Genomic DNA, 25,867 nt, shown 5'->3' with positions numbered 1-25,867 from the left:
CATTTGCGGATAACTCTGGTTACCCCCGGGGATAACTCTGGTTACCCCGGGGATAACATGACTACCCAAGGTCCGGCGGCTTTCTGCCGCCGGACATTTTTTGCAGCGGACAAGCAATGACAGCCTTCCTCGAATTCGACGGCATTTCCAAAAGCTATCCCGGCGTCCAGGCATTGGCGGACATTTCGTTTTCCGTCGAAAAGGGCGCTGTTCATGGGCTGATGGGCGAAAACGGCGCGGGCAAGTCGACGCTCATCCGGGTGCTATCCGGCGACCAATCGGCCGATAGCGGCAAGATCATGCTCGAAGGTGCTGAGCAGAACTACAGTTCCGTGCGCGATGCGTTTCATGCCGGCGTCATCGTCATCCACCAAGAACTGCAGCTGGTACCCGAGCTGACGGTTGCTGAAAATCTCTGGCTCGGCCGCTTTCCCGGCAAGGCCGGCGTCATCGACGGCAAACGGCTCGTCGAGACTGTCCGGGAGAAGCTCGTCGAGATCGGCATCGATATAGATCCGGCGGCGAAGGTGGCGTCGCTGTCGATCGGTGCGAGGCAAATGGTCGAGATCGCCAAGGCGGTCATGCTCGATGCCCGGGTCATTGCGCTGGACGAGCCGACGTCGTCTCTTTCGTCCCGTGAAAGCGAAATACTGTTCTCGCTGATCGCCCGGCTCAAGGCGCGCGGCACGGTCATTCTTTACGTCTCGCACCGGCTGGACGAAATCTTCCGGCTCTGCGACAGCCTGACGGTGCTGCGCGACGGAAGACTGGCGGCGCATCATCCCAACGTCTCGAAGGTGACCCGCGAGCAGATCATCTCGGAGATGGTCGGGCGCGAGATCAACAATATCTGGGGTTGGCGCCAACGCGACCTCGGGCCGGTGCGGCTGGAGGTGAAGAACCTTGCCGGGCCTAAACTCGGCACCCCCATCAGTTTCTCGGTGCGGCAAGGCGAGATCCTCGGTTTCTTCGGCCTGATCGGGGCTGGACGCAGCGAGATGACGCGGTTGCTCTACGGCGCCGATCATCGCGGCAAGGGCGGCGTCGCGATCGACGGCGTGGCCGTCTCGCCGAACAATCCTAAAGCTTCGATCAATGCCGGGATGGTGCTCTGCCCGGAGGACCGCAAATTCGATGGCATCATCCAGGGCCGTTCGATCGAGGAGAACATCGCGATATCGTCGCGGCGACATTTTTCGCCGTTCGGTATCATCCGGCCAAGCAAGGAGGGCGAGCTTGCAGAGCGCTTCATCGCCAAGCTTCGGGTTCGAACGCCGTCGCGCAAGCAGGACATCATCAACCTGTCGGGCGGCAATCAGCAGAAGGTCATTCTTGGGCGATGGCTCTCCGAGCAGGGCGTCAAGGTGCTGGTTATCGACGAGCCGACCCGCGGTATAGACGTCGGCGCCAAGTCGGAAATCTACGATATCCTCTATGAACTTGCGGCTGGCGGCATGGCGATCGTCGTCATATCGAGCGAATTGCCAGAGGTGATGGGCGTCTCCGATCGGATCATGGTGATGTGCGGCGGCAAGGTCGCCGCCAACGTCGCCCGCGCCGATTTCAACGAGCACCAGATCCTGACCGCCGCCTTGCCGGACAAGAATGCCGCAGCCTCCTTTTGACCTTTAGGAAACCGTGACGATGCCTTCCTTGAAAAGAATCTTCCTAGGCGAACAGGGACTTGTCGTGATCTTCGCGGTCGCCTTCGCGGTCGTTTCACTGACAGTTCCGAACTTCCTCACCGAGCGCAACATGCTCGGCCTGCTGCAGTCGGTCGTGACCATCGGCATCGTCGCCTGCACCATGATGTTCTGCCTCGCGTCCCGCGACTTCGATCTTTCCGTCGGCTCGACCGTCGCCTTCTGCGGCATGGTCTCGGTCATGGCGTCGAATGTGACCGGGTCCATCACCCTGGGGCTGCTGGCTGCGCTCGTCTGCGGCGCGTTTGTCGGTTTCGTCAACGGCATCGTCATCGCAAAATTCAGGATCAACGCGCTGATCACGACGCTTGCCACGATGCAGATCGTCCGCGGGCTGGCGCTGATCTCTTCCGACGGTCGTGCCGTTGGGATCAACGATCCGAGTTTCTATCAGCTTGCATTGTCGAAGCTCCTCGGAATTCCGACGCCGATCTGGATCATGGTGATATTGTTCCTCGTTTTCGGCTTCGTGCTCAATCGCACCGTCTTCGGCAAGAACACGCTGGCGATCGGCGGCAATCCCGAGGCATCGCGGCTGGCGGGCGTCAACGTCGCCAACATGCGCATCTGGATTTTCGCGCTGCAGGGCCTCGTCTGCGCGGTTGCCGGCGTATTGTTGGCATCCCGCATTACCTCGGGCCAGCCGAATGCGGCAACGGGCCTGGAACTCTCGGTGATTTCTGCCTGCGTGCTCGGCGGCGTATCGCTTGCAGGCGGGAGGGCCGCCATGACGGGAGTCATCGTCGGCGTCCTGATCATGGGCATTGCCGAAAACGTAATGAACCTGTTGAATATCCAGGCCTTCTACCAGTATGTCGTGCGCGGGCTCATTCTTCTGGTCGCGGTTCTGCTCGACAATCTGCGCTCGGCCGCCATGGGTCGTCGAGGCTGATTTATTCCACATGACAAAAATATCATAAATTGACGGGCATCGACCTGTCGCCTTCCGAGGCTGGCGCGTTATATCGACCCGCAGAAGTGGTCTTACGGCTTCTTCCAATCGGTCAACAAGGGAAGGCAACTTGCCTTTTCCGACGCATAATCGAAAACAGGAGGACGGCATGCAGATAAATCGTACAGGCTCGGCTCATTGGGCCGGCGGCTTCAAGGATGGCAGGGGCGCGATTACCACGCAAAGCGGCGCGCTGAAGGAATACCCCTATGGCTACGCCAGTCGTTTCGAAGGCGTCCCGGGTACCAATCCCGAAGAACTGATCGGCGCTGCCCATTCCGGCTGCTTCACGATGGCGCTTTCGGCGATCCTCGGCGAAGCCGGTCTCACGGCCACCAGCCTGCAGACAACCGCCAAGGTGACGCTCGAGAGCGTCGAAGGCGGTTTTGCGATCACCGCGATCAACCTCAATCTAGTGGCTTCCGTGCCCGGCACAGACGAAGCCACATTCAAGGGCCTCGCCGCAAAGGCAAAGGCCGGTTGCCCGGTCTCCAAGGCACTCGCGGCTGTTCCGATCACGCTCGACATAACCTTCAGCTGATCGCAGAATGCCTGCAGCCGCGCCGCTCCCGCAGCGCGGCCATTTCACCACAATTCGCGCTAAATCTACAATCCTGCATATATAGGAAGCACTATTCTTTTTGGACGCATATCCAGCGTGCCAAAAAGGAGTGCTCAGGAATGTCAGCATTTACACTGTTTCACGTCATTATTTCACTGATTGCAATCGTCAGCGGCCTCATTGTCGCCTACGGCTTCGTTACCGCCAGGCGGTTCGAGCAAACCACGCTGGTCTTCCTGATCATGACGTTGGCGACCAGCGTTACCGGTTTCCTCTTTCCGTATAACGGCTTCACGCCCGGCATCGGCGTCGGGATTCTCTCGGTGTTGATCTTCATCCCGACGGCGGCGGCTCGATATAAGTATCACCTGGCCGGTATCTGGCGACCGGTCTTCGTGATCGGCAGCCTGGTTCTTCTCTATTTCAACTGTCTCGTGTTGATCGTGCAGTCTTTTCAAAAGGTTCCGGCGCTTAATGCGTTGGCGCCAACCGGAGGCGAGCCCGCTGTCATCATCTCGCAGGTGGTCCTTCTCATCGCGGCCGTCGTGATCGGTTTTCTCAGCCTGCGGCGGTTCCGCCCTGCCTTGATGGGCTTCTGACGGCTCCCTGGCCGTTCTCTCGGTCGCAAGTTGCTGCCTGCTTTCGCGGACGGCATCGTTGACTTACTAGCTATGATGCATTACGAGTGACGATAATTGAAATTCGTCACTCGTAATTTGGAATAGCCTAGATGGACGAACTTGCCGACCTCAGCATTGATTCCTCCCGCCAGGAAAACGTGACCCGTATTCTCGATTCGGCTGAGCGGCTGTTTCGTCACTACGGCTATGGCAAGACGACGGTTGCCGACATCGCGCGCGACCTCGGAATGTCGACGGCCAATATCTATCGCTTCTTTGCATCGAAGACGGAGATTCACCAGGCTGTCTGCGGGCGCATGCTCGAGATGAGCTACAATATTGCGTTGACGATCTCCCGTCTGCCGATCAGCGCTTCCGACCGCCTGCGGCAATATGTCAACGCCCAATACCAGATGACCGTCGAAGTCATGCTGGATGAGCAGAAGGTCCACGAGATGGTGATCATTGCCATCGAACGGGACTGGCATGTCATCGAAAAGCATGTCGACCGGATCCACGATATCATTGCCGACATTATCAGGGAGGGGATTGCTGCCGGCGAGTTTGCGGAGCAGGACGCCGAGATTGCGTCGAAATGTTTCGGCGCGGCGACGGTTACGCTCTGTCATCCCCAGATGGTTGCGCAGTGTCTTGCCAAGGAGAACCGGGCAATGCCCGAGGATCTCATAGACTATGCGATCAGAGCTCTGAAGAAATAATCGCGCGGCGGCCCAGCCGCGCCCTTTGTCACGTCTTGTTGTTCGAGGAGTGCGAAATGTTTTCGCCAAAAAATGATTATACGCCGATCGTCGCTGGCTTTGCTGTTATCGCGCTGATCGCGATGGTGGCTTCCGGCTGCACCGAGAAAAAGGAAGAAGCCACGCAAGTCGTCCGACCGGTCAAGGTCGTCGAGATTGCCAAGGCCGATACCACTCGTGCGCTCGACTACTCCGGTTCCGTCCGGGCGCGGACCGACATGAACCTCGGGTTCCGCATCAACGGCAAGATCGTCGACCGTCGTGTCGATATCGGTGAGCGCGTCAAGCCCGGCGACGTGCTGGCGCGGATAGATTCCACCGACTACCAGCTGGCGGTAAAGCGTGCCGAGGCTACCCTCGATTCGGCGCAAAAGCAGGTGCAGACCGCCGATCTGACCCTCAAACGCGCCCAGCAGCTATTCGAAAAGAACGTCGCTCCGAAATCGCAGCTGGAGCAGGCGCAGCTCAGCTACGACCAGGCGACGTCGACACGTGATTCAGCCAGCTCCGCCCTCGACGAGGCAAAGAACCAGGTTGCCTACAGTGACCTCAAATCGGATCTGAGCGGCATCGTCACCGCTGTCAACGCCGATGTTGGCCAGGTGGTCGGCTCCGGCACACCGGTTCTGACCGTCGCCGTCGATGGTGAAAAGGAAGTGCAGATCGCGGTGCCTGAAATGGATATCGCCCACTTCACATCCGGAAAGGCCGTCAAGGCCCGCTTCTGGTCCGACGATGCGCTCGTGCTCGATGGCAAGGTGCGCGAGGTCTCCGGCAGCGCCGATACTCAGTCGCGGACTTTCAGCGTTCGAGTCAGCTTGCCGAACGACCCGCGCGTGCTGCTTGGCATGACCGCGAACGTCGAGGCCAGCGCGGAAAATACGCAGCCGTTCGTGTCGATCCCGCTCAGCGCGCTTGCCGAGAAGGACGGGCAAAAGATCGTCTGGCTCGTAGATCGCCAGGCGGGCACGGTTCATTCGCAACCGGTCAGGGTGGCGGATTTTTCCAGTGACGGGGTCCGCGTCGCCGACGGGCTGAAGGCAGGCGAGACTGTCGTTGCGGCCGGAACGCAGTTCATGACCGAAAACCTCAAGGTCAAGCTACCGGACGCTACAAACCAGCAGGCGGCTGCGGCACCTGACGGCACCGTCACCTCAGCTGTCGTACGCTGAGCAGCAACTCGCATCATTCAGAGCGGAACACTGTTATGGATAGCCTCCCAGAGGAAAAGAAGCCCTTCAACCTGTCGCGCTGGGCAATCGCCCATCCTAGCATCGCGCGCTTCCTGTTCGGGCTGATCATCGTTGCCGGCGCGCTCGGGCTCACGCATATGGGCCAGAAGGAAGATCCCGATTTCACCTTCCGCGTCATGGTCGTGCAGGTGATGTGGCCGGGCTCGTCGATGACCGACATGGAAGACCAGGTCGTCAACAAGATCGAGCGCAAGCTGCAGGAAACGCCGCATCTCGATTTCGTCCGCTCCTATACAAGGCCGGGCAGCGCCATCATCACGGTGCAGATCAAGGGCGACACCAATACCGCTGAGGTGAACGACGCGTTCTACCAGGTGCGCAAGAAGGTTGGCGACATCTCCAGCGAACTGCCGGCTGGATTGCTGGGCCCCTATTTCAACGATGAATTCGGCGACACCTTCATCACGCTGCATTCGATCAGCGGCGATGGCTACAGCTATCCGGAGCTTAAGAAGTTCGCGATCCAGGCCCGCGACATGCTGCTGTCGACGCCGGGCGTCGAAAAAGCCGTCATCATCGGCGACCAGCCCGAGAAGATCTATATCGATGTCTCGTCGAAGGTGCTTGCCGAACGCGGTCTCACGCTCACCGATCTGCGCAACGCGGTCGTTGGCCAGAACAACGTCGATCCCGCGGGCTCCGTCGAAACCGATACACGCTCGGTGCGCATCTCCGTTGAAGGCGACGTGCACAGGGTCGAGGATATCAGGGAACTTCGCCTGAGGGCTGGCGGCCAGGTGACGCGTCTTGGCGACATCGCTACTGTTACAGCGGGGCTCGAAGACCCCTACACGGCAAAATTCCAGTTTAACGGCCACGACAGCGTCCAGCTCGGCGTCGTCATGGCAAAGGGTTTCAAGGTTACCGATGTCGGCAAGTCGGTCGACGCCACCTACGAGCGCTTCATTTCGTCGCTGCCGCTCGGCGTTTCGGTCGATCAGATATCCAATCAGCCTGATGTCGTCACCGATGCTGTCAGCGAGTTCATGCATGCGCTGGTCGAAGCGCTGGCGATCGTGCTCATCGTCTCGTTCGTCTCGATCGGCTGGCGCTCCGGCCTGGTGATCGCCATTGCCATACCGCTGGTGCTGGCAGCGACATTCGCCATCATGTTCGAACTCGGTATTGACCTGCAGCGCATCTCGCTCGGCGCGTTGATCATCGCGCTCGGGCTGTTGGTCGACGACGCGATGATTGTCGTCGAACTGATGGAGAGGAAGCTGGAGGAGGGGCTTGTCAAGCTCGATGCGGCCAGCTTTGCCTATTCATCGACCGCATTTCCGATGCTGACCGGAACGCTGATCACGACGGCGGGCTTCATTCCCGTCGGCTTTGCGGCCTCCACGGCAGGCGAATATGTGCGCTCGCTATTCTACGTCGTCGGCATTGCGCTGGTGACGTCCTGGTTCGTGGCCGTCTATTTCACGCCGTGGCTCGGCTACATGATCCTGAAGCAGCGCAAGCATGCGGGCAGCCATCACGACGTCTTCGATACGCGTTTCTATCGACGCCTGCATAAGACAGTGGGCTGGGCGGTGCGCCACCGCGTCATCGTGCTGTTGCTGACGCTCGGCACCTTTGCCGGCAGCCTGTTCGCCTTCCAGTTCATTCCGCAGAACTTCTTCCCGCAATCGTCGCGGCCGGAAATCCTCGTTGATCTCTGGCTGCCGGAAGGCACCAGCATCAAGGAAGTCGAAAAGCAAGCCAGTGCGTTGCAGGCCCGCGTCGCCGACGATCCGGACAAGCGCTTCGTCGCCACCTATATCGGCGAAGGCGCGCCGCGCTTCTTCTTGCCGCTCGACCAGCAGCTTGCCAACCCGAACTATGCGCAGCTTCTAGTGATGGCCAAGGACGAGCCGGCCCGCGAACGGCTTATCCTCAAGCTCAGGACCATACTTGCCGAGGATTTTCCGTCGATCCGCGGCAAGGTGGATCGCCTCTTCCTCGGTCCGCCGACGGGCTGGCCGGTGCAGTTGCGCGTCATGGGACCCGATCGCCAACAGGTTCGCCACATTGCCGATCAGGTCAAGCAGCGGTTCCAGGCCGATCCGCAGCTCAGCGCCATTCACGACGACTGGCTGGAGCCGGTGGCCGCGATGAAGCTGGTCATCGACCAGGATCGCGCCCGTGCGCTCGGCGTTACCTCGCAACGCGTCCGGCAAATGATGCAGGCAGCCATGTCCGGCGCGCCGCTGGGCGATTTCCGCGAAGGCGAGGAAACTGTCTCCATCGTTGCCCGCGAGCCGGATGCAACGCGCCGCATGCTCTCTGCCGTCAATTCGGTCTACATACCGACTGACTCAGGTGGCTTCGTTCCGCTCTCGCAGGTCGCCAAGGTGGTGCCGGTGCTCGAGCAGGATCTCGAATGGCGTCGCAACCGTCTGCCGACGATCACGGTGAGGGCAACGCTTCCCGACAACGTGCAGTCGACCGATGTCACCGCCAAGATTTACAGCGATATGAAGGATCTGAGAGACAGCCTGCCTGCCGGATACAAGATCGAGATCCAGGGCGGGGCAGAGGATGCGGCCGAAAGCCAGGCCTCGATTGCCGCCAAGGCGCCGATCATGCTGCTCGTCATCGTCGTGCTCCTGATGGCGCAGCTGCAGCACTTCGGCAAGGCGATGCTGGTGCTGGCGACGGGTCCTCTCGGTATCATCGGTGCCGCTGCGGCTCTTCTGATCAGCGGCTCGCCATTCGGCTTCGTGGCGATCCTCGGCGTCATCGCGCTGCTCGGAATCATCATCCGCAACTCCATCATCCTCGTCGACCAGATCGACCAGGATATAAGGGCCGGCATGGACCGGCAGGAGGCGATCATCGGTTCGGCCGTCCGCCGCTTCAGGCCGATCATGCTGACGGCGCTGACCGCGGTTCTGGCGCTGATCCCGATCTCGCGCGGCGTGTTCTGGGGTCCGCTCGCCTACGCGATGATGGGCGGCATCCTGGTTGCGACAGTGCTTACGATCTTCGTCCTGCCGGCCGGCTACGCCCTGTTCTTCGGCCGTGAGCCGAAGAGGCACGACGCGGTTCCATCGAGCGAAAAAACAGATGAGGACGGCGATCGCCATCGCGACATCCCGGCCATTGCCGCCGAATAGCCAATAAAAAGCGCGGGCAAGAAGAGAGGGGTTCCGGCATTGCCGGGACCCCTTTTTCGCGTGAATTCCGTATCCGTGGGAGCTCCGGCAATCGTCCGAACAAGAAGGCCCTGCGGATCTCGGGGCCTTCAGTTTGGTTGGAATAGCGGAAATGGGCGGAGAAGGTTGAACCGCGCGGCGCGCAACGGCAACCAATCACCATGCAGATCGCGCACTACTCGATCCGAACCCGGCCGCGCGGAAGTTGGTCGTTGCGTTCGTGCGCGAAGATCGCGGCGGGGAGTGGCTGCAGGTCGCGGATGATATCGGCGGCCTTTTCGCCGACCATGATCGTCGGCGCGTTGGTGTTGCAGGAGGGGACCCGCGGCATGACGGAGCTGTCGCAGACACGCAGGCCCTGCAGCCCGTGTACCTTCAGGTCGAGACCCACGACCGCGTCCCGCCCGGTTCCCATTTTGCAGGTTCCAACGGGATGGTGGTCGGTCTTCGCATTGGCGCAGCCGTATTCGAAGAGCTCTTCATCTGTCGTCACCTTCGGTCCGGGAAGTCGCTCGGCCATGATGAACGGTTTCAGGGCCGACTGCTGGAAGATCTCACGGGCGAGCTTCAGGCCCTCCAACGACATAGCCCTGTCATGAGGATCGGACCAGTAGTTCGGGTCGATCAGCGGCGCACTTGCCGCATCTGACGACGAAAGCCTGACGGTTCCGCGCGAGCGCGGATGAAGATAGGCGGAATTCAGTGTCACGCCCGCATTTTTCAGCTTTTCGACACCCGCCTCGATGCCGGATCCAAGTCCCAGGTGGAACTGGATGTCAGGCGAGCGCGCATTCGGGTCGGCGTACCAGAAACCACCCGTCTCGAACAGCGATGAGGCAACCGGTCCTGTCCGGAACAGGGCATATTCCAGACCGGCCCATACCGTCCTGTGGAGCTTGGCGACGCCGTCGTAGGTGTGGTCGCCGGTGCATTCGGCAATCACGAACAAGTCGAGATGGTCCTGCATGTTGGAGCCGACGCCTGGGAGATCGTGGTGGACCTTCACGCCGACGGACGAGAGGTGATCCGCCGGCCCGATGCCGGATTGAAGCAGCAGCTTGGGCGAGCCAATCGCGCCTGAGGATACGAGCACCTCCCGGTCGGCTAGGATCGTTTCAGCGCCCCCCGATGTCGCGACCTCCACGCCGATCGCGCGGCTGCCCTCGAGCACCACACGGGTGACCCGTGCGCCAAGCCTTACCGTCAGGTTCTTCCGGTTTCTGATGGGATTGAGATAGGCCAGCGACGCCGAAGAACGGCGGCGGTCGCGCTGCGTCAACTGATAGAACCCGACGCCTGCCTGCTGTTTGCCGTTGAAGTCGTGATTATACGGTATGCCGAGTTCCTGGCCGGCCCTGATATAGGCATCGCAGATCGGCAAGGCGGAAACCGGCATCGATACGCCGATTGGGCCGCCGTACGAATGGTAGTCATCGGCGAAGCGCTGGTTGTCTTCGGCTCTCTTGAAATAGGGAAGCACCTCGCGGTAGCTCCAGCCATCGCATCCGTCTTCGGTTGCCCAGGTGTCGTAGTCGACGGCATTTCCGCGGGTATAGAGCTGGGCGTTGATGGATGAGCCGCCGCCGATCACCTTTGCCTGGGTGTAGCGCAGAACACGGCCCTTCATATGCTTCTGCGGAACCGTCTGCCAACCCCAGCTGGCGACACCCTTTGTCATCTTGGCAAAGCCCGCGGGCATGTGGAACAGGGGATTCCAGTCGCCTCCACCGGCTTCCAGCAGCAGGACTTTGACATCGGGATCTTCGGATAACCGGTTGGCGAGAACGCAACCTGCCGGGCCTGCGCCGGTGATGATATAGTCGAATGCCATGCTCTTCCCCTACAACCTTGCGATCGACAAGCCGCCATCGGCATCGATCACCGACCCCGTGGCGAAACTAAAACTGCGCGACGCCAACGCGGATACGATGGCGCCGACATCCGCAACCTCTCCCCATCGCTTCATCGGCACGAGACCATCGGCGATCAGCTGGTCATATTTCTCCGCGACATGAGCCGTCATTTCCGTGCGGATGATGCCCGGGCGAATTTCGAAGACGCCGATGCCGCAGTCCGCGAGCCTCAAGGCAAGCCCCTTTGAAAACGTCGACAACCCGGCCTTGCTGATGCAGTAGTCCAGTCTCTCGGGCGAGCTCAGGGACGCGGAGACCGATGTGATATTGATCACGGATCGAACCGTTTTCGTGCCAGCGGTCTCCAGCATCGATTTCACCACAGCTTGCGTGAAAAAGACCGTGCCGCGCAGGTTCGTCGCGATGATCGCATCGAAATTCTCCGGGGTGAGGTCGAGGAAATCGCCACGCACGACCGAGGCCATTCCGGCGTTGTTGACGAGGCAATCGATCCTGCCGAACTGCGAGACAATGGTCTCGACGGTTCGTCGATGCGTTGAAACGTCCGATAGGTCGGACTTCGTATAGATCGCCCGGGCACCCAGCGCGTTGAGGTCGTCAAGCACGCTATCGCCAGGCTTCGGATCATCGATGCCCGTCAACACAATGTCGAACCCGCATCCGGCAAGGGCTATCGCGCTTGCAAACCCGATGCCGCGACGGCCGCCGGTGATGACGGCGACAGGTCTCGATACATCCCCCATGATATCCCCCGTTCATTCTTGCTGCCGGCGCGCGACAGGGCGCCGTCGTCACATATCCTCGTTCACCGTGGCATCCACCAGCCAGTACGTGCGCCGATATGCATGTTGAGCGTCTTCGTCTCGGTATAGTCTTCCACCGCATGACGACCGAGCTCGCGGCCCTGGCCTGATTGCTTGTATCCGCCGAAGGGGAGTTCCGAGGCGCCGTCCATGAAGGTGTTCATCCAGATCGTGCCCGCCCGGACCTTGCGGCCGATCGTCAGGCAGGTGTCGAAATCCCGGCTCCAAACGCCCGCGGAGAGGCCGTAGTCGACTGAATTGGCAATCGAAATCGCCTCTTCCGTCGTTTCGAAGGTAAGGACCGAAAGGACAGGCCCGAACACTTCCTCGCGTGCCACCGCCATATCGGGCGTCACGCCCGAAAGGATCGTCGGTCCCATGAACTGGCCCATGCCGAAGTCAAGGGTTTCACCGCCGTGAGCGATCCTGGCGCCGGCGGCCGTCGCTCCGCTGACGTAGGCCGAGATCTTCTCGAGGTGCTGCGGCGTGATGATGGCGCCGACCTGCGTCGCGGGATCCAGGGGGTCGCCCACCTTGACCTTTTTCGATAGCGCAGCGATGCGGGCGATGACATCTTCCGCGATGCTCTTGTGGAGGATCAGACGCGAGCCTGCATTGCAGCATTCCCCCGCGTTGAAATAGGCGCCGAAGACGGCGGCGTCGACGAAGGCGTCGAGGTCGGCATCGGGAAAGACGATCTGCGGGTTCTTCCCGCCAAGTTCGAGCGAGACCTTTTTCAGCGTTTGCGCGGCGTTGGCCATGGTGAGCTTGCCGACGCCGGTCGAGCCGGTGAACGAAACCATGTCGACATCAGGATGCGTGGTCATCGTCGCGCCGACTTCAGGTCCAGTTCCGACCAGGATATTGACGACACCGGCGGGTACCCCCGCCTCTATCAGGATTTCGCCGAGGACCAATGTCGAGCCCGATGTCAGTTCCGACGGCTTCACCACGCAGGTACATCCCGCTGCGAGCGCAAACGGCAATTTCTGGCCGACGATGAGGAAGGGGAAGTTCCACGGCGTGATGATCGACACGACGCCGATCGCCTCGCGCAGCACAACACCTAGCGTGCCATCGCCGAGCGTATTATAGCTCTCGCCATGCAGGTCGCGGGCGAGCGCTGCCGCGTATCGCCATATATCGACGGAGCCTGCGATTTCGGCGCGGACCTGGGAGATCGGCTTGCCGGCTTCGATGGCGTCGAGATAGGCTAGTTCTTCGGCGCGCGACGAGATCAGATCGGCTGCCTTCAAAAGAATTCCGGAGCGCTGGGCGCCGGTCAGGCCGGACCAGACGCCGCTGTCGAATGCCTTGCGAGCCGCTGCGATTGCACGTTCGGCGTCGACTTTGGTCGCAGCCTGATAGCGGCTGACGACGACGCCATGGCTCGGGGCTACCCGTTCGAGTGTCCGTCCCTCGGCACCACCAACCCATTCGCCTGATATCAGCATCTTGAATTCGCGAACCTTGAGGTCTGCGAGCGTCTTCGGAGCCACCAAAACAGTCATTACCATTCTCCCTTGAATTCTGCTGGACGCTTGTTCGAAAACGCGGCAACCCCCTCCTTGAGGTCGCCGGTCTTGGCAACCAGTATGGAGCCAAGGGTTTCGACGGCTGCGCCGTTGTCCTCGCCATTTGCAACGGCGAGCATGAGTTTTGAAATCTCGAGCGCGGCGGGGCCGCGCATGGCGATCCTGTCCGCATATTCCTTCGCCGCGGTCAGGGCATTGCCGGTTTCGACGACCTGATCGACCAAGCCATGAAGGCGTGCTTCCTCCGCTGTGAAAATCTCGCCGCCGAGCACCATGCGACGCACGACCTGCGCCCCGAAGCGCCTGACCAGCCGCTGCGTGCCGGACCATCCCGGCACCATGCCAAGCGACGTCTCGGGAAGGCCGATCTTCACGTGTCTTTCGGCGATGCGAATATCTGCAGCGGCCGCCAATTCAAGTCCGCCACCCAGCGCATGGCCGTTCACCGCGGCGATCAGAGGCATGCGCAATGTCGCCAGCCGATCGAAGACGCGATGGCCGAAACGTACCCAGGCGTGGCCGAATTCGTTGGGCTGCATGCCGCCCCAGGCCTTGATGTCGCCGCCTGCCGAGAATGCCTTGCCTGCGCCGGTCAGAATCGCGACGCGGATGGCCGCATTCGCCTCGACCTCGTCGCATGCGGCTGACAATTCCTTGAGCATGTCGATGTCGAGGGCGTTCAGCTTTTCCGGCCGCGAAATCGTGATTGTCGCGACGGCGCCGTCAATATCGATGCTGATTCTTGATTGGGACATCTCAGGCCCCCTTCAGCTTGCGCTGCGGTTTCGCCGGCAGAGAAAGCCCGATGGGTGCCTCGGCAAAGAGCGCCGCGTCCATGATCTTCAGGTCTGGAGAGACGATCAGCGGGAATTCGGACTGGTCGAGAATATGCGTCGCCAGATCGACGCCCGGTGCGATTTCGGTGAGCACGATGCCATCAGGCGTCAGCTTGAGCACGCAGCGTTCGGTGACGTAGGTGATATCCTGCCCCTGTGCGACGGCGCGCTTGCCGGAGAAGGTGATGTGCTCGACCTCGTTGACCAGCTTCTTCAGCTTGCCTTCCTTCTCGATGACCAGTTTGCCGGCGTCGATCGAAAGCTTCGCCCCCGCATTGAACATGCCGGAGAAAACGATCTTTTTGGCTCGCGCGGTGATGTCGACGAAACCGCCGGCGCCGGCAGTTACGTGAGGTCGGAATGAGAGCTTCGAGACATTGACCGAGCCATCCCGGCCTATCTCGAGGAAGGAAAGGAGCGAGGCGTCGAACCCTCCACCCTGGAAATAGGTGAACTGGTAGGGCGAGGGCATATATGCGTCGGCATTCGAGGAGCAGCCGAAGGCGAAGTCGAGGAGGGGAACGCCACCGACGGCGCCTTGCTCGATGACCCAGGTAATGGCGCCGTGAAGACCCTCCTCGAGGAGGATGCGCGGCACGTTGGCCGAAATTCCGAAGCCGAGGTTCACGCAGCTGCCGGACTGCAGTTCCTGCGCGACGCGGCGGGCAATGACCTTCTGGATATTGAAGTCGGGGACGCCGAAGCTGTCGAGCGGATGGAAGATTTCGCCTGAGATCGCCGGATCGTAGAGCGTCTGTGTCGTTTGCTTCTGATCCGGGTCGACCACGATGTAATCGACCAGCATCCCCGGCACGCGGACGTCGTGCGGCTTCAACGTGCCTTCCTTGGTGACGCGCTTGACCTGCGCGATGACGATGCCGCCACTGTTCCTTGCTGCAAGCGCCTGATCGAGGCCGCCGAGATAGGCACCCTCGTGCTCGTAGGTCAGGTTTCCGCGCTCGTCGGCGGTCGTGGCCCGGATGATCGCCACATCAGGCGCGATCGACGGGAAAAACAGCCACTCCTCGCCCTCGAAATCGAGCTTCTTGACGATCGGCACGGCTGCCGCTGCCGCATTCATTGCGCAGCCCTGGTTTTGCGGATCGACGAACGTATCCAATCCGACCTTGGTGATCACTCCCGGGCGCTTGGCCGCCGCCTCGCGGTGCATGTCGAAGAGAATTCCGGACGGGATGTTATAGGCCGGAATTTCGTTGGCGCCGATCATCTGCCAGATGAGGGGCGGCTCCGATGTCGATGGCCCCGAGGGATAGGACCCGCCGATGATCCTTGCCAGGAGCCCCTTGCGCGCGATGTGGTCGACGCCTTTGATGCCGCTCATGTCGCCGGCGGCAATGGGGTGCAGCGTGGTCAACTGGCGCGGACGGCCTGTCGCCTCGAACCGTTCCCCTATGGCTTTCAGCATCAGGTCCGGGCAGCCGAGGCCGCTCGACGACGACACAGACACAACCGCTCCGTCGGGGATCAGCGCTGCAGCTGCTTCCAGGGTGATTTCTTTGGTGGCCATATCTCAGAGTCCGGTTTCTATTGTTACAGCGGCGCCGGTTCGCGCCGCTTCGACCACGGCAAGGCCGGTCGCAAGCGACCAGATGCCGTCCTCGCCGCTGGCTGAGACATGGCCTCCGCCAGCGACGGCCGCATGGAAATTGTGGAGCGCGGTCCGGTAAAGATTGCTGTCGTCCAAAGGCAAATCCTGCTCGCCTTCGGCGGTGCGCAATGTCACCGTTCCGACTGGCCTTTGCGTCATGACATTCTTGCCGATCAGGGAACCGTGGGTGCCGTGAACCTCGAACCCGGTTTCGGCGAATTTTGTGGTGAAGCCGTCGTGGAACTGGGCGATCAGGCCGGATTTGAAACGCATGACGCCCATCACCGCATCTTCCAGACCCTCCTTGCCCATTCCACCCGACTGGCTGAACGCGATGACCTCGGTCGGATCGTCGTTCAGGACAAAGCGCAGGGTATCGGTATCGTGCACGGTGATATCGAGGATGACGCCGCCGCCGGCCTGGGGTTTGTCCAGACGCCAGCCTTGCAGATGCGGCGGGAGGTAGACCGCATGGAACACCCGGGCGGACAGCGGTTTGCCGATCTTGCCGGAGGCGATGGCATCGCGCATCGCGAGGTGGCTGGCGGCGTTGCGCAGATGGTGGTTGGTGGCGATAACGACGCCCGCGTCGCGCGCCGCCTTGATCATAGCATGGCCATCGGAGAGCGACATCGCCAGCGGCTTCTCGCACAGGACGTGTTTGCCAGCCTTGGCAGCGGCAATCGCCTGGTCGCGATGGAGTTCGTTGGTGGTCGAGATATAGACCGCGTCTATGGCTGGATCGCCGACCACCTCGTCAAGGGACGTGACGGCTTTTGGAATTCGGTTCTCCGTGGCATAGGCCGCGCCACGCTCGGCGCTCGTGCTCATCACGGAGGCGATCTCGCCGCCGGTGGCCCGGATCGCGTCTATCACCCACTCCCTGGCGATCGTGCTCGCGCCCATCAATCCCCATCGAACAGTCATCAGGCAGTCCTCTTTTCAACGTCTCTGCGCGCCGGGCCGCTGCTTTCGCGCACGACGAGGCGGACCGAACCAACAAGAGCCTCGGGGTCGGCGTTTCCGGAATTGATCTGTTTCAACAAAAGCTGCGCCGCGCGGCGGCCCATCCCTTGTGGGTCCACCGACACCGTGGTCAGGGCTGGCACTGCCGTTTTTGCCTCGATGACATCGTCGAACCCGATGACCCCGAAGTCGGCGCCCGGTTCCAGGCGGTTGGCTCGAAGCCCATCGCACACGCCGAATGCCACTGCGTCGTTAAAACACAGCGCCGCGGTTGGGCGATCGCCAAGTCTGACCGCGCGATCGATGGCATCCACGCCGCCGGCTCTCGATGGGGCGGAGCTGATGACCAGGCTCGCATCAAAGGCGATATCAGCCGATTTGAGCGCCGTCTGATATCCGACGAGGCGCTCTGCAAAGACTGCCGTGTCGGGGAAGCCTCCGAGGAACGCGATCCGGCGGTGTCCAAGTGCTACCAGGTGCTCGACAGCGGCCGAGGCTCCCGCATGATTGTCCGACATGAGCGAGGAAACCTTGGCTCCCTGGATGTTGCGGACGACAACGACGACCGGAATTCCGCTTGCCACCAGGGGCTTTAGGTCTGCGGGCTCGGTTCCCCTGGCAGGCGAGACGATCAGGCCAGAAATGCCGTGTTCGCGCATCGAGGCGATGACCTCACGCTGGCGATCGACGCTTTCGCCTGTGTTGGACAGGAACTGCACATAGCCCGCGGATTGCACGACGTCGTCGACGCCGACGGCGAGTTCCGCAAAAAAGCTGTTCGTAAGATCATTGACCACAATGCCGATAATCTTCGACTTCGAGTTCGATTGCCGGAGATTGGCGGCGCCCCTGTTATAGACGTAGCCGAGCTCGCGAATGACGGCAGACACCTTGGCTCGCGTCACCTCGTTCACCAGCGACGAACCCTGGAGCACGAGGGACACGGTCGACTTCGACACGCCGGCGGCATGTGCGATCTCAACGACTGTAATTCGCTCCTTCGTCATTGGATTCCTCTACCCGACGCATTCTGGTGATCGATATTTAATTGGAACGATCCAAATTTGTCAAGCGAAGTTGCAATGGAATAATGTGTTGTTGCCTCGAATCGCGGGCAAAATACGGCGCGGATGACGCAGAAAAGTTTGCAAAATTCAATTGTTGGCGTAGTTTTTAGCAGAGATAGGACCGATCACTCTCTCGGCGACATCAGGCCGTCAATTTTTGGGGAAGCGGTAAAGGCGGAATAATTCATCTTGAAATTTGGAACGATCTAAATTATTGGAGATTGTCATTCGACTGGAGGAGACCACGATGATCACGTTGCAGCTGCCCAAAGCCGACGGTAGCGTTGAGCAATACCGCCTGTCCGGCCAGCCGATCGAGCGTCCTGCCAGCCCGCCGAAATTCAATCGCATTGCCTATGCAGCCGCCCACGTGGTCTCCGATCCTCTGCGGGATTTGGATCCGTGGGGTCGTCCTGCGATCGATTGGGACGCGACGATCGCGTTTCGTCGCCACCTTTGGGGCTTGGGTTTCAAAGTTGCGGAAGCCATGGATACGGCGCAACGCGGCATGGGGCTCGATTGGGCGGGTGCGCAGGAACTCATCCGCCGCTCGCTTCAGGCGGCGCGGGACATCCCGGGCGCGGACCTTGCCTGCGGCGCCGGCACCGATCATCTTGCGCCTGCAGATGCGAGGTCCTTGGACGACGTCATCAGAGCTTACGAGACGCAGATCGAGTTCGTCGAGAGCCATGGTGGCCGGGCGATCATGATGGCGAGCCGGGCGCTTGCGCGACTGGCCCGCTCGCCTGCCGACTACGCCAAGGTCTATGGGCGCATTCTCTCGCAGGCGAAGGAAAAAGTCGTCCTTCACTGGCTCGGCGACAAGTTCGACCCTCAGCTTGCGGGCTATTGGGGCGGTGAGGGTTTTGAGGCGTGCCTCGACAGCGTCCTTGCGATCATCGGTTCAAATGCGGACAAGGTCGAAGGCATCAAGATTTCATTGCTCGACAACGCAAAAGAGGTCCAGCTGCGCAACCGTCTTCCTGAAGGCATCTTGTGCTTTACCGGCGACGACTTCAATTATGCGGAGCTTATCGAGGGAGATGGCGCGCGCTATAGCCACGCATTGCTCGGCATCTTCGATGCAGTCGCGCCGTCCGCCTCGAAAGCCCTTGTGTCGCTTGCTGCCGGCGATGTCGCCGCATTTCGGTCGCTGATCGAGCCGACCGTGCCGTTGTCCCGGAAGATTTTCGAGACGCCCACGCAATACTACAAGGCAGGCGTCGTATTTCTTGCCTGGTTGAACGGGCACCAGTCTCATTTCTCAATGCCAGCCGGCCTGCAATCCGCGCGCGGCCTCATCCACTACACCGATATCTTTAGGCTCGCCGACAAGGCCAATGTCCTCGACAAGCCGGAGCTTGCCGCGCGCCGAATGAAAACCCTGACCGAGCTCTACGGCGTGGCATAGCCGGGCCGAAGCTCAGGTCTTCAGTCGAAGGAAAGTCGATTAACCCGCGTCAGCCAGCATTGGGAAGTTAAATTGAGGCTTCAGCAAAACCTGCATATCGGCCGTCTCGTCGCCGGCAATCCGGGCCAGCAGAAGGCGTCCCATCTGCTCCCCCGTGTCGGTCAGATCTTCGTAGATCGTCTCGACCTTGGGCTGGATCTGGCTGAGCAGTTTCGAGGTTCGCTTGGCAACAACGTCGTATTCCTTGCCGAGCGTCAGGCCGTTGTCGCTCATGCCGGTAATCGTCGCCAGAGCCGAGACCTCTCCACCGCAGGCAAAGCCGTCGGGAGCGTCAGCCTGGCCCCCGCGGCGGCTTATGTAGTCGCGGATCCGGTCGACGGGACAGTCGAGGTCGATGTCGTCGGGTATTTCGTAGGCAACGCCGGCCTCGCGGACGGCAGTCATGAAGCCGTGCAGCAGGTGTTGCGAGAAGGTGAGGCGCTTTGGAGGCAGTATGATCATCGGCTTGCGCCGACCACGAAGGATCAGCCACTTGGTGGCCTCGTAGGCAAAGCTGAAATTGTCATAGTCGACATAGGGATGCTCGGTGGTGAACTCGGTCCTGCCATGGGTAACGAAGGGAAATCCCTTTTCCAGCAGGAGACGGACGCGTGGGTCGAAGGGCTCCGTGCGGGAGAAGATCATTCCGTCGGCCATGCCGTTGCGGACGATGTAGCGCACGGCGTCGATATTGCTGCCATTGATGAAGTTCGGCGTGACGATCAGGTGATATGGCGTGTCCTTCAGCGCCTTGGCGAGCCCGTGCATAAGCGAAATCCCATAGCCAAGGATTTCCTCGTGCGGGTCGAGAAGGACGCTTATGACATTGGTCCTGCCTGTCTTCAGGCGCTGCGCAGCGCGATCCGGCAGGTAGCCTATTCTTGCGGCGACCTCATGGATATGCTTGCGGGTTTCGAGCGATATCTGGGGGGCGTTGCCGAGGGCGCGGGACACGGTGGTTACTGCGAAGCCGGTCATTTCGGCAATCGTTCGAAGCGTCGGCTTGCCGCTTTTCGGGATAGGGCGCGGCGAGGTGTTGGGGGTGTCTTTCAATTCAATACTCGGTGCCCATGAGGATGGGCATTTTTAGCCGCTTACGTGAGGATGCGCAATGTGTTTGTGAAAACGTTTATTCACCATTGAACATGGTCTTTGCTCAGCGAGAGGGAATTGATAGAGTTAGCGAATGGCAATGTAAACAATGGCTTGTCTAAACCATTCGAGGGTGTATCTGAGGCCTTTGGGGGTGCTTGACTTCACACAATTTATAACGTTTTAAATAACGCGCGGTGAAAAGCACCGCATTGAGATTTGCGACCCGCCTGGGGCGGGATGGCATTTAAAAGCGGAGGAGGAGCTTCCGCTTCAACGACTTGCAACCGGGGAGGATACGATGCGCAAGTTTATGATGACGACGGCAGTGGCAGCACTGATGGTAGCAGGCTGCGGAGCAGCCCGTGCCGCTGACGTCAAAGAAGTTCAGATGCTTCATTGGTGGACGTCAGGTGGCGAAGCTGCGGCGCTCAACGTGCTGAAGGGCGATCTTGCCAAGGAAGGCTATGCCTGGAAGGACGTGCCTGTAGCAGGTGGCGGCGGCGATGCTGCCATGACGGCGCTCAAGGCGATGGTGGCTGCGGGAACTTATCCGACAGCGTCCCAGATGCTTGGCTACACTGTGCTGGACTACGCGCAGGCCGGCGTCATGGGCGACCTGACGGAAACTGCGAAGAAGGAAGGCTGGGACAAGTCTGTTCCGGCGGCTCTGCAGAAGTTCTCGGTTTATGAAGGCAAGTGGGTCGCGGCTCCGGTCAACGTCCACTCCGTCAACTGGCTGTGGATCAACAAGGCTGTCATGGACAAGATCGGCGGTAAGCAGCCGAAGACCTTCGACGACCTGATTGCGCTTTTGGACAAGGCCAAGGCTGCGGGCGTCGTTCCGCTGGCATTGGGCGGCCAGAACTGGCAGGAAGCCACGATGTTCGACTCGATCGTCCTGTCGACGGGCGGACCTGAGTTCTACAAGAAGGCCTTCAACGACCTCGATGAGGACTCGCTGAAATCCGACACGATGAAGAAGTCGTTCGACAACCTTGCCAAGATCATCAAGTACGTCGACCCGAATTTCTCCGGCCGTGACTGGAACCTTGCGACCGCCATGGTCATCAAGGGCGACGCTCTCGTCCAGGTAATGGGCGATTGGGCGAAGGGTGAATTCGTTGCTGCAAAGAAGACTCCGAACAAGGATTTCCTTTGCTACCGCTTCCCGGGCACTGAAGGCAGCGTGATCTACAATTCGGATATGTTCGGCATGTTCAACGTTCCGAACGACCGCAAGGCCGCTCAGGTCGCGCTGGCAACCGCAACGCTCTCGAAGAGCTTCCAGTCGGCATTCAACGTCGTCAAGGGATCGGTACCTGCCCGGACAGACGTTCCGGATACGGCCTTCGATGCTTGCGGCAAGAAGGGCATCGCCGATCTGAAGGCTGCGAACGACGGCGGCACGCTGTTCGGTTCGCTCGCCCAGGGCTATGGCGCTCCTCCGGCAGTTGCCAACGCCTACAAGGACGTCGTGTCGAAGTTCGTTCACGGACAGATCAAGTCGTCCGATCAGGCCGTGGTCGAGCTCGTCAAGGCAATCAACGACGCCAAGTAAGCATCTCTGAAAGCTTAGTGTCTCCCCCGCATAAGGCGGGGGAGCTTTATGCCAGACCAGCCCCGGGGAGGGGTAGATTTCATGAGCACCGTTGTGACCCCCGACGTCACCCTCACGCCCGAGCGAGCCGAGCGATATTCGATCCGCTCCCGATTGCAGGACGCCTTGCCAAAGATCGTTCTCGCACCGAGCTTCCTGGTGACGATCATTTTCGTCTACGGCTTCATCATCTGGACCGGCTACCTGTCCTTCACCAATTCAAAAACCTTCCCCTCATATACGCTGACCGGCGCGCGCGCGTATCAGCGGCTGTGGGGCTGGACATTCGAGAGCGATCCGCCGTCGAGCTGGTACACCTCGATCACCAACATGGCCATCTTCGGCTTTCTCTATGTCGGCATCTGCCTGGCACTTGGCCTTTTCCTCGCCATCCTGCTTGATCAGAAGATCCGCGGGGAGGGCATATTGCGCCCGATCTACCTCTATCCCATGGCGCTTTCGTTCATCGTGACCGGCGTTGCCTGGAAGTGGTTTCTCGATCCCGGTCTCGGGCTCGAACAGACGCTGCATCAATGGGGCTGGACGAGTTTCCATTTCGACTGGATCAAGAACAAGGACTTCGTCATCTACACGGTCGTGATCGCCGGCGTCTGGCAAGCCTCCGGCTTCGTCATGGCGATGTTCCTGGCAGGTCTGCGTGGGATCGACAGCGAAATCATGAAGGCGGCGCAGATAGACGGCGCGACGACAGTACAGCTCTACAGGCGCATCGTCATTCCGCTGCTGCGGCCCGTGTTCCTCTCCGCTTTCATCGTGCTCGCGCACATGGCGATCAAATCCTACGATCTGGTGGTGGCGCTGACCAGCGGCGGGCCTGGCGGCTCCGCCTGGCTGCCCTCCAACTTCATGTACGAATATACCTTCAAGCGCAACGAGATGGCGGTCGGTTCGGCCAGCGCGATCATCATGCTGATGACGATCACTGCAATCATCGTGCCTTATCTCTATTCAGAGCTCCGGGAGAAATCACGATGAGCGTCGCCATATCGCCTGGCGCCACAGGGCGCCACACCAGCGGAGTGAGAATTCTCAACCGTGTGGTGATCTATGGCCTGCTGATATTGTTCGCCATTGTCTACCTGATGCCGCTCTTCGTCATGGTCGTCACCTCTTTCAAGACGATGGACGAGATCCAGAACGGCAATATGCTTTCGCTGCCGGCGGCGCCAACCATCGACCCCTGGATCAAGGCCTGGGGCGAGACCTGCGTCGGCCTGACCTGCGCCGGCATCAAGGGCTATTTTTGGAATTCCATAAAGATGGTGGTTCCGGCGGTGCTGATCTCGACCCTGCTCGGCGCCCTCAACGGCTATGTGCTGACCAAGTGGCGCTTTCCCGGCCACACCCTGATTTTCGGTCTCATGCTGTTTGCATGTTTCATTCCGTTCCAGTCGGTGCTGCTGCCGATGGCGACGATCCTCGGCAGTCTCGGGCGCTTCGGCGTGACGCTCCAGAACGCCACCGGTCTTTCCTTCGGTTTCGGAAATCCCACCGTCAACCTGGTGTTCGTCCACGTGGTCTACGGCCTCGGCTTCACCACCCTGTTCTTCCGGAATTTCTACGAGGCGTTTCCGACCGAGCTGGTGAGGGCCGCCCAGGTCGACGGTGCGGGGTTCTTCCAGATTTTCCGGCGCATCATGCTTCCGAATTCGCTGCCGATCATCGTCGTCACTGTCATCTACCAGTTTACCAATATCTGGAACGACTTCCTGTTCGCATCCGCCTATGCCGGCACCGGAGAGTCCATGCCGATGACGGTCGCGCTCAACAATGTCGTCAATACGTCTACCGGCGTCGTCGAATACAACGTCAACATGGCAGCGGCGATGATCGCCGCCATGCCCACTCTTATCGTCTACATCGTCGCAGGGCGCTACTTCGTACGCGGGCTGATGGCCGGCGCCGTCAAAGGATAACCAATGGCTTTTCTAGAAATAACCGGCCTCAGGAAGCGATTCGGGTCGCTTGAAATCCTCAAGGGCATCGATCTCGAACTGGAGAAGGGTGGCTTTCTGGTGCTCGTCGGGCCATCTGGCTGCGGCAAGTCGACTTTGCTCAACACGATAGCCGGGCTCGAGACGATCAGCGAAGGCGACATCCGGGTAGACGGCCGGGCGATCGGCGATCTGCATCCCTCCAAGCGCGACATCGCCATGGTGTTCCAGAGCTATGCGCTCTATCCGAACATGACCGTGGCCGGCAATATTTCGTTCGGCATGGAGATGCGGGGCGTGCCGGTGGCCGAGCGCAAGACGGCTATCGACAAGGTCGCCAAGGTGCTGCAGATCACCCATCTGCTGGACCGCAAGCCGAGCCAGCTCTCGGGCGGCCAGCGGCAACGCGTCGCCATGGGACGGGCACTCGTGCGGGACCCGAAGCTGTTCCTTTTCGACGAGCCGCTGTCCAATCTCGATGCGAAGCTTCGTGTCGACATGCGTATCGAAATCAAGCGCCTGCATGCGGCGACGGGGACCTCGATCGTCTACGTCACGCACGACCAGATAGAGGCGATGACGCTTGCAACGAAGATCGCGGTCATGCGCGACGGCGAGGTGCAACAATTCGGAACGCCGGCCGAGATCTACAACAACCCAACCAATCTGTTCGTCGCCGACTTCATGGGTTCCCCTGCGATGAATCTTCTGACAGCGACGATCGAGGGCACCGGCAACGATCTCCACGTCTCGTTGGCACGACCCGACGCCGAACCGCTCCGCCTGCCTGCTGCGCAGGTGCAAAGTCTTGCTCCCTATGCCGGGAAACAGGTCATCTTCGGGATACGCCCGGAAGCGCTCACCGATCCAGACGGCGCCGACCGCAATGCCCGCCAGCTTGTCGAAGGCGACTGCCTCATCGACGTCGTCGAGCCCGCCGGCTCCGACACCTTCGCGGTCACGAAGCTCGGCGGCAAGGAAGTCGTGGCGCGTTTGCGAGCCGATGTTCGTATCGTCCCCGGGCAGAACGCGAGACTGGCGTTCAATTTGGACAAGGCGGTTTATTTTGATCCGCAGAGCGAGAGGCGGATTGCTTGAGGGAGGGGTATGGGGTGAGGGCGCGTGGGGATGCTCGATCGGTTGGGCCGTGCGGTAAGCTGGGTTTTGCCTTCCATGACGGGCCAACGTCGCGGCTTATGATCCTGCTATCCGCTCAAACGGGAATGTTGTCACCAGATGTTGGGAGTGCCGTTGCCGAAGTTGTTTTGAATCTCGTGTCGAAATATGTCAGAAGCATTTGAATCAACCTAGCGTGATAAACGGCATAAACACTGGATGACATCTCCTTGTTTTTTTTGCCTATAATATTAAACAGAAGACGATCGGAAAGAACGCGAGGTCGCATCCATGCCTGATTCAAGAAGGTTTCAGTAGTAAGCGTAAGATCACCATCTTCATCGAGTTTCCACGCAGTAACTCTGCCATCAGTAATGCTTCGCTTAATAGCGGATAAGAGCGCCTCGGGATTCTCGGTAAAAGCTCGAACCGCCATTTTATTGCTCTTCGTCTTCCTGTTCATTTTCGTTGAGTGACAAGTTCGTTTTTTTCTTATCTTCCCCTCGTTCCACATCGTCTAATTTGGACTTAAGAGGGAGCCTTATCTTGTCGGTAGTCAACTTCAAGTAGCGCTGAAACCTTTGCTGACTCTGGATGTTTAGCGCAGCAGATACTTCTTTCAATGCCGCGGCACTAATGTCCACCTTAACAAATTCCTTTGCAGCTCTAAGAAAACCTTCTGTCGTATAAAGCCAAATCGATCGTCCTGTGAGGGCAAGAAATTCTTTACGAAGCGCCGGAAGCGGTCCGACCAATCGGCTACCCTCATAATGCCACCAGTCCTCCTTGACGTCGTCAGTTACCAATATAACGTCTTGGGATTTTTCCACGGCAATGGCCGATATCTGGTGACCTGCCACTGCGAATTTCCTCCAAAATTGATTAGAGTTCGGCCTGACGAAGGACGGACGAATGAAGAAGCAGAGATTTACGGAAGAGCAGATCATCGGTGTGCTGCGTGAGCAGGAGGCTGGCG

General features: G+C 59.9%; 22 protein-coding genes. 12 read left to right on the top strand and 10 right to left on the bottom strand.

All coding sequences use genetic code 11. The features are described 5' to 3' along the window. Positions 1-116: 116 nt before the first annotated feature. The 7 genes from araG (at position 117) to CPY51_RS17150 (ending at position 8,949) form a co-directional block, all read left to right on the top strand. Positions 117-1,625, top strand: a complete 1,509-nt coding sequence (araG, locus tag CPY51_RS17180; RefSeq protein ID WP_111161455.1) for an L-arabinose ABC transporter ATP-binding protein AraG — start codon at positions 117-119, stop codon at positions 1,623-1,625. Positions 1,626-1,644: 19 nt separating this feature from the next. Beyond that, positions 1,645-2,595 (top strand): L-arabinose ABC transporter permease AraH, encoded by a 951-nt coding sequence (gene araH / locus CPY51_RS17175; RefSeq protein ID WP_111161454.1) that lies wholly within the window; start codon positions 1,645-1,647, stop codon positions 2,593-2,595. A 169-nt stretch (positions 2,596-2,764) separates the two neighbouring features. After that, positions 2,765-3,196: an OsmC family protein gene (locus tag CPY51_RS17170; protein WP_111161453.1), complete on the top strand. Its 432-nt coding sequence runs from the start codon at positions 2,765-2,767 to the stop codon at positions 3,194-3,196. Positions 3,197-3,336: 140 nt separating this feature from the next. Then, positions 3,337-3,816 (top strand): hypothetical protein, encoded by a 480-nt coding sequence (locus CPY51_RS17165; RefSeq protein ID WP_111161452.1) that lies wholly within the window; start codon positions 3,337-3,339, stop codon positions 3,814-3,816. A gap of 131 nt (positions 3,817-3,947) precedes the next feature. Further along, positions 3,948-4,556: a TetR/AcrR family transcriptional regulator gene (locus tag CPY51_RS17160; protein WP_111161451.1), complete on the top strand. Its 609-nt coding sequence runs from the start codon at positions 3,948-3,950 to the stop codon at positions 4,554-4,556. A 56-nt stretch (positions 4,557-4,612) separates the two neighbouring features. Continuing rightward, positions 4,613-5,767 carry an efflux RND transporter periplasmic adaptor subunit gene (locus tag CPY51_RS17155; RefSeq protein WP_111161450.1) on the top strand — a complete coding sequence of 385 codons (1,155 nt, stop codon included), beginning with the start codon at positions 4,613-4,615 and terminating at the stop codon, positions 5,765-5,767. A gap of 35 nt (positions 5,768-5,802) precedes the next feature. Beyond that, positions 5,803-8,949 (top strand): efflux RND transporter permease subunit, encoded by a 3,147-nt coding sequence (locus CPY51_RS17150; protein ID WP_111161449.1) that lies wholly within the window; start codon positions 5,803-5,805, stop codon positions 8,947-8,949. Positions 8,950-9,163: 214 nt separating this feature from the next. On the opposite strand, the gene CPY51_RS17145 is transcribed toward CPY51_RS17150, so the two are convergent. The 7 genes from CPY51_RS17145 to CPY51_RS17115 all read right to left on the bottom strand — a co-directional run bounded on the left by CPY51_RS17145 (position 9,164) and on the right by CPY51_RS17115 (position 17,618). Then, positions 9,164-10,819 carry a GMC family oxidoreductase gene (locus CPY51_RS17145; protein WP_111161448.1) on the bottom strand — a complete coding sequence of 552 codons (1,656 nt, stop codon included), beginning with the start codon at positions 10,817-10,819 and terminating at the stop codon, positions 9,164-9,166. Between the two features lie 9 nt (positions 10,820-10,828). Further along, positions 10,829-11,605 carry a 3-ketoacyl-ACP reductase gene (locus CPY51_RS17140; RefSeq protein ID WP_111161447.1) on the bottom strand — a complete coding sequence of 259 codons (777 nt, stop codon included), beginning with the start codon at positions 11,603-11,605 and terminating at the stop codon, positions 10,829-10,831. A 62-nt stretch (positions 11,606-11,667) separates the two neighbouring features. Continuing rightward, positions 11,668-13,176: an aldehyde dehydrogenase family protein gene (locus CPY51_RS17135; RefSeq protein WP_111161446.1), complete on the bottom strand. Its 1,509-nt coding sequence runs from the start codon at positions 13,174-13,176 to the stop codon at positions 11,668-11,670. Then, on the bottom strand, positions 13,176-13,955 hold the full coding sequence (locus CPY51_RS17130) for an enoyl-CoA hydratase/isomerase family protein (protein ID WP_111161445.1): 780 nt from the start codon (positions 13,953-13,955) through the stop codon (positions 13,176-13,178). The genes CPY51_RS17135 and CPY51_RS17130 overlap by 1 nt, the downstream gene beginning before the upstream one ends. 1 nt (position 13,956) lies before the next feature. Then, positions 13,957-15,564, bottom strand: coding sequence for an acyl CoA:acetate/3-ketoacid CoA transferase (locus CPY51_RS17125; protein WP_111161444.1), 1,608 nt, complete (start codon positions 15,562-15,564; stop codon positions 13,957-13,959). 3 nt (positions 15,565-15,567) lie between these two features. Continuing rightward, positions 15,568-16,572 carry a Gfo/Idh/MocA family protein gene (locus CPY51_RS17120; RefSeq protein ID WP_111161443.1) on the bottom strand — a complete coding sequence of 335 codons (1,005 nt, stop codon included), beginning with the start codon at positions 16,570-16,572 and terminating at the stop codon, positions 15,568-15,570. Then, entirely contained in the window at positions 16,572-17,618 is a 1,047-nt protein-coding gene (locus CPY51_RS17115; protein WP_111161442.1) for a LacI family DNA-binding transcriptional regulator, read from the bottom strand. The genes CPY51_RS17120 and CPY51_RS17115 overlap by 1 nt, the downstream gene beginning before the upstream one ends. 307 nt (positions 17,619-17,925) lie before the next feature. On the opposite strand from CPY51_RS17115, the gene CPY51_RS17110 reads away from it, so the two are divergent. Next, positions 17,926-19,089 carry a dihydrodipicolinate synthase family protein gene (locus CPY51_RS17110; protein ID WP_111161441.1) on the top strand — a complete coding sequence of 388 codons (1,164 nt, stop codon included), beginning with the start codon at positions 17,926-17,928 and terminating at the stop codon, positions 19,087-19,089. Between the two features lie 39 nt (positions 19,090-19,128). On the opposite strand, the gene CPY51_RS17105 is transcribed toward CPY51_RS17110, so the two are convergent. Further along, positions 19,129-20,181, bottom strand: coding sequence for a LacI family transcriptional regulator (locus CPY51_RS17105; RefSeq protein WP_244598712.1), 1,053 nt, complete (start codon positions 20,179-20,181; stop codon positions 19,129-19,131). Between the two features lie 340 nt (positions 20,182-20,521). Here CPY51_RS17105 and CPY51_RS17100 point away from each other — a divergent pair, with 340 nt between their 5' ends. The 4 genes from CPY51_RS17100 to CPY51_RS17085 all read left to right on the top strand — a co-directional run bounded on the left by CPY51_RS17100 (position 20,522) and on the right by CPY51_RS17085 (position 24,873). Continuing rightward, entirely contained in the window at positions 20,522-21,781 is a 1,260-nt protein-coding gene (locus CPY51_RS17100; RefSeq protein ID WP_111161440.1) for an ABC transporter substrate-binding protein, read from the top strand. Positions 21,782-21,862: 81 nt separating this feature from the next. Continuing rightward, positions 21,863-22,816 carry a carbohydrate ABC transporter permease gene (locus tag CPY51_RS17095; protein WP_111161439.1) on the top strand — a complete coding sequence of 318 codons (954 nt, stop codon included), beginning with the start codon at positions 21,863-21,865 and terminating at the stop codon, positions 22,814-22,816. Further along, a complete protein-coding gene (locus tag CPY51_RS17090) occupies positions 22,813-23,757 on the top strand; it encodes a carbohydrate ABC transporter permease (RefSeq protein ID WP_111161438.1) in 945 nt (314 codons plus the stop codon). Before CPY51_RS17095 ends, CPY51_RS17090 begins: the two co-directional genes overlap by 4 nt. Before the next feature lie 3 nt (positions 23,758-23,760). Beyond that, complete coding sequence (locus tag CPY51_RS17085) at positions 23,761-24,873, top strand: ABC transporter ATP-binding protein (RefSeq protein ID WP_111161437.1); 1,113 nt, start codon at positions 23,761-23,763, stop codon at positions 24,871-24,873. Positions 24,874-24,988: 115 nt separating this feature from the next. Here the strand turns inward: CPY51_RS17085 and CPY51_RS17080 are convergent, their stop codons facing one another. Next, entirely contained in the window at positions 24,989-25,327 is a 339-nt protein-coding gene (locus CPY51_RS17080; protein ID WP_111161436.1) for a hypothetical protein, read from the bottom strand. A gap of 1 nt (position 25,328) precedes the next feature. Then, complete coding sequence (locus tag CPY51_RS17075; RefSeq protein WP_111161435.1) at positions 25,329-25,751, bottom strand: PIN-like domain-containing protein; 423 nt, start codon at positions 25,749-25,751, stop codon at positions 25,329-25,331. Positions 25,752-25,867 lie beyond the last annotated feature (116 nt).

The sequence above is a fragment of the Arminella tubonensis genome, assembly GCF_003240585.1.
In the GTDB taxonomy this organism is placed as follows: Bacteria; Pseudomonadota; Alphaproteobacteria; order Rhizobiales; family Rhizobiaceae; genus Rhizobium; species Rhizobium tubonense.
This window is presented reverse-complemented; position numbering and strand designations above follow the sequence as displayed.

What these genes read in the sequence shown, in the direction of transcription:
- araG (WP_111161455.1), top strand. Translation starts at nt 117, where the DNA reads ATGACAGCCTTCCTCGAATTCGACGGCATTTCCAAAAGCTATCCCGGC.
- araH (WP_111161454.1), top strand. Translation starts at nt 1,645, where the DNA reads ATGCCTTCCTTGAAAAGAATCTTCCTAGGCGAACAGGGACTTGTCGTG.
- CPY51_RS17170 (WP_111161453.1), top strand. Translation starts at nt 2,765, where the DNA reads ATGCAGATAAATCGTACAGGCTCGGCTCATTGGGCCGGCGGCTTCAAG.
- CPY51_RS17165 (WP_111161452.1), top strand. Translation starts at nt 3,337, where the DNA reads ATGTCAGCATTTACACTGTTTCACGTCATTATTTCACTGATTGCAATC.
- CPY51_RS17160 (WP_111161451.1), top strand. Translation starts at nt 3,948, where the DNA reads ATGGACGAACTTGCCGACCTCAGCATTGATTCCTCCCGCCAGGAAAAC.
- CPY51_RS17155 (WP_111161450.1), top strand. Translation starts at nt 4,613, where the DNA reads ATGTTTTCGCCAAAAAATGATTATACGCCGATCGTCGCTGGCTTTGCT.
- CPY51_RS17150 (WP_111161449.1), top strand. Translation starts at nt 5,803, where the DNA reads ATGGATAGCCTCCCAGAGGAAAAGAAGCCCTTCAACCTGTCGCGCTGG.
- CPY51_RS17145 (WP_111161448.1), bottom strand. Translation starts at nt 10,819, where the DNA reads ATGGCATTCGACTATATCATCACCGGCGCAGGCCCGGCAGGTTGCGTT.
- CPY51_RS17140 (WP_111161447.1), bottom strand. Translation starts at nt 11,605, where the DNA reads ATGGGGGATGTATCGAGACCTGTCGCCGTCATCACCGGCGGCCGTCGC.
- CPY51_RS17135 (WP_111161446.1), bottom strand. Translation starts at nt 13,176, where the DNA reads ATGACTGTTTTGGTGGCTCCGAAGACGCTCGCAGACCTCAAGGTTCGC.
- CPY51_RS17130 (WP_111161445.1), bottom strand. Translation starts at nt 13,955, where the DNA reads ATGTCCCAATCAAGAATCAGCATCGATATTGACGGCGCCGTCGCGACA.
- CPY51_RS17125 (WP_111161444.1), bottom strand. Translation starts at nt 15,564, where the DNA reads ATGGCCACCAAAGAAATCACCCTGGAAGCAGCTGCAGCGCTGATCCCC.
- CPY51_RS17120 (WP_111161443.1), bottom strand. Translation starts at nt 16,572, where the DNA reads ATGACTGTTCGATGGGGATTGATGGGCGCGAGCACGATCGCCAGGGAG.
- CPY51_RS17115 (WP_111161442.1), bottom strand. Translation starts at nt 17,618, where the DNA reads ATGACGAAGGAGCGAATTACAGTCGTTGAGATCGCACATGCCGCCGGC.
- CPY51_RS17110 (WP_111161441.1), top strand. Translation starts at nt 17,926, where the DNA reads ATGATCACGTTGCAGCTGCCCAAAGCCGACGGTAGCGTTGAGCAATAC.
- CPY51_RS17100 (WP_111161440.1), top strand. Translation starts at nt 20,522, where the DNA reads ATGCGCAAGTTTATGATGACGACGGCAGTGGCAGCACTGATGGTAGCA.
- CPY51_RS17095 (WP_111161439.1), top strand. Translation starts at nt 21,863, where the DNA reads ATGAGCACCGTTGTGACCCCCGACGTCACCCTCACGCCCGAGCGAGCC.
- CPY51_RS17090 (WP_111161438.1), top strand. Translation starts at nt 22,813, where the DNA reads ATGAGCGTCGCCATATCGCCTGGCGCCACAGGGCGCCACACCAGCGGA.
- CPY51_RS17085 (WP_111161437.1), top strand. Translation starts at nt 23,761, where the DNA reads ATGGCTTTTCTAGAAATAACCGGCCTCAGGAAGCGATTCGGGTCGCTT.
- CPY51_RS17080 (WP_111161436.1), bottom strand. Translation starts at nt 25,327, where the DNA reads ATGGCGGTTCGAGCTTTTACCGAGAATCCCGAGGCGCTCTTATCCGCT.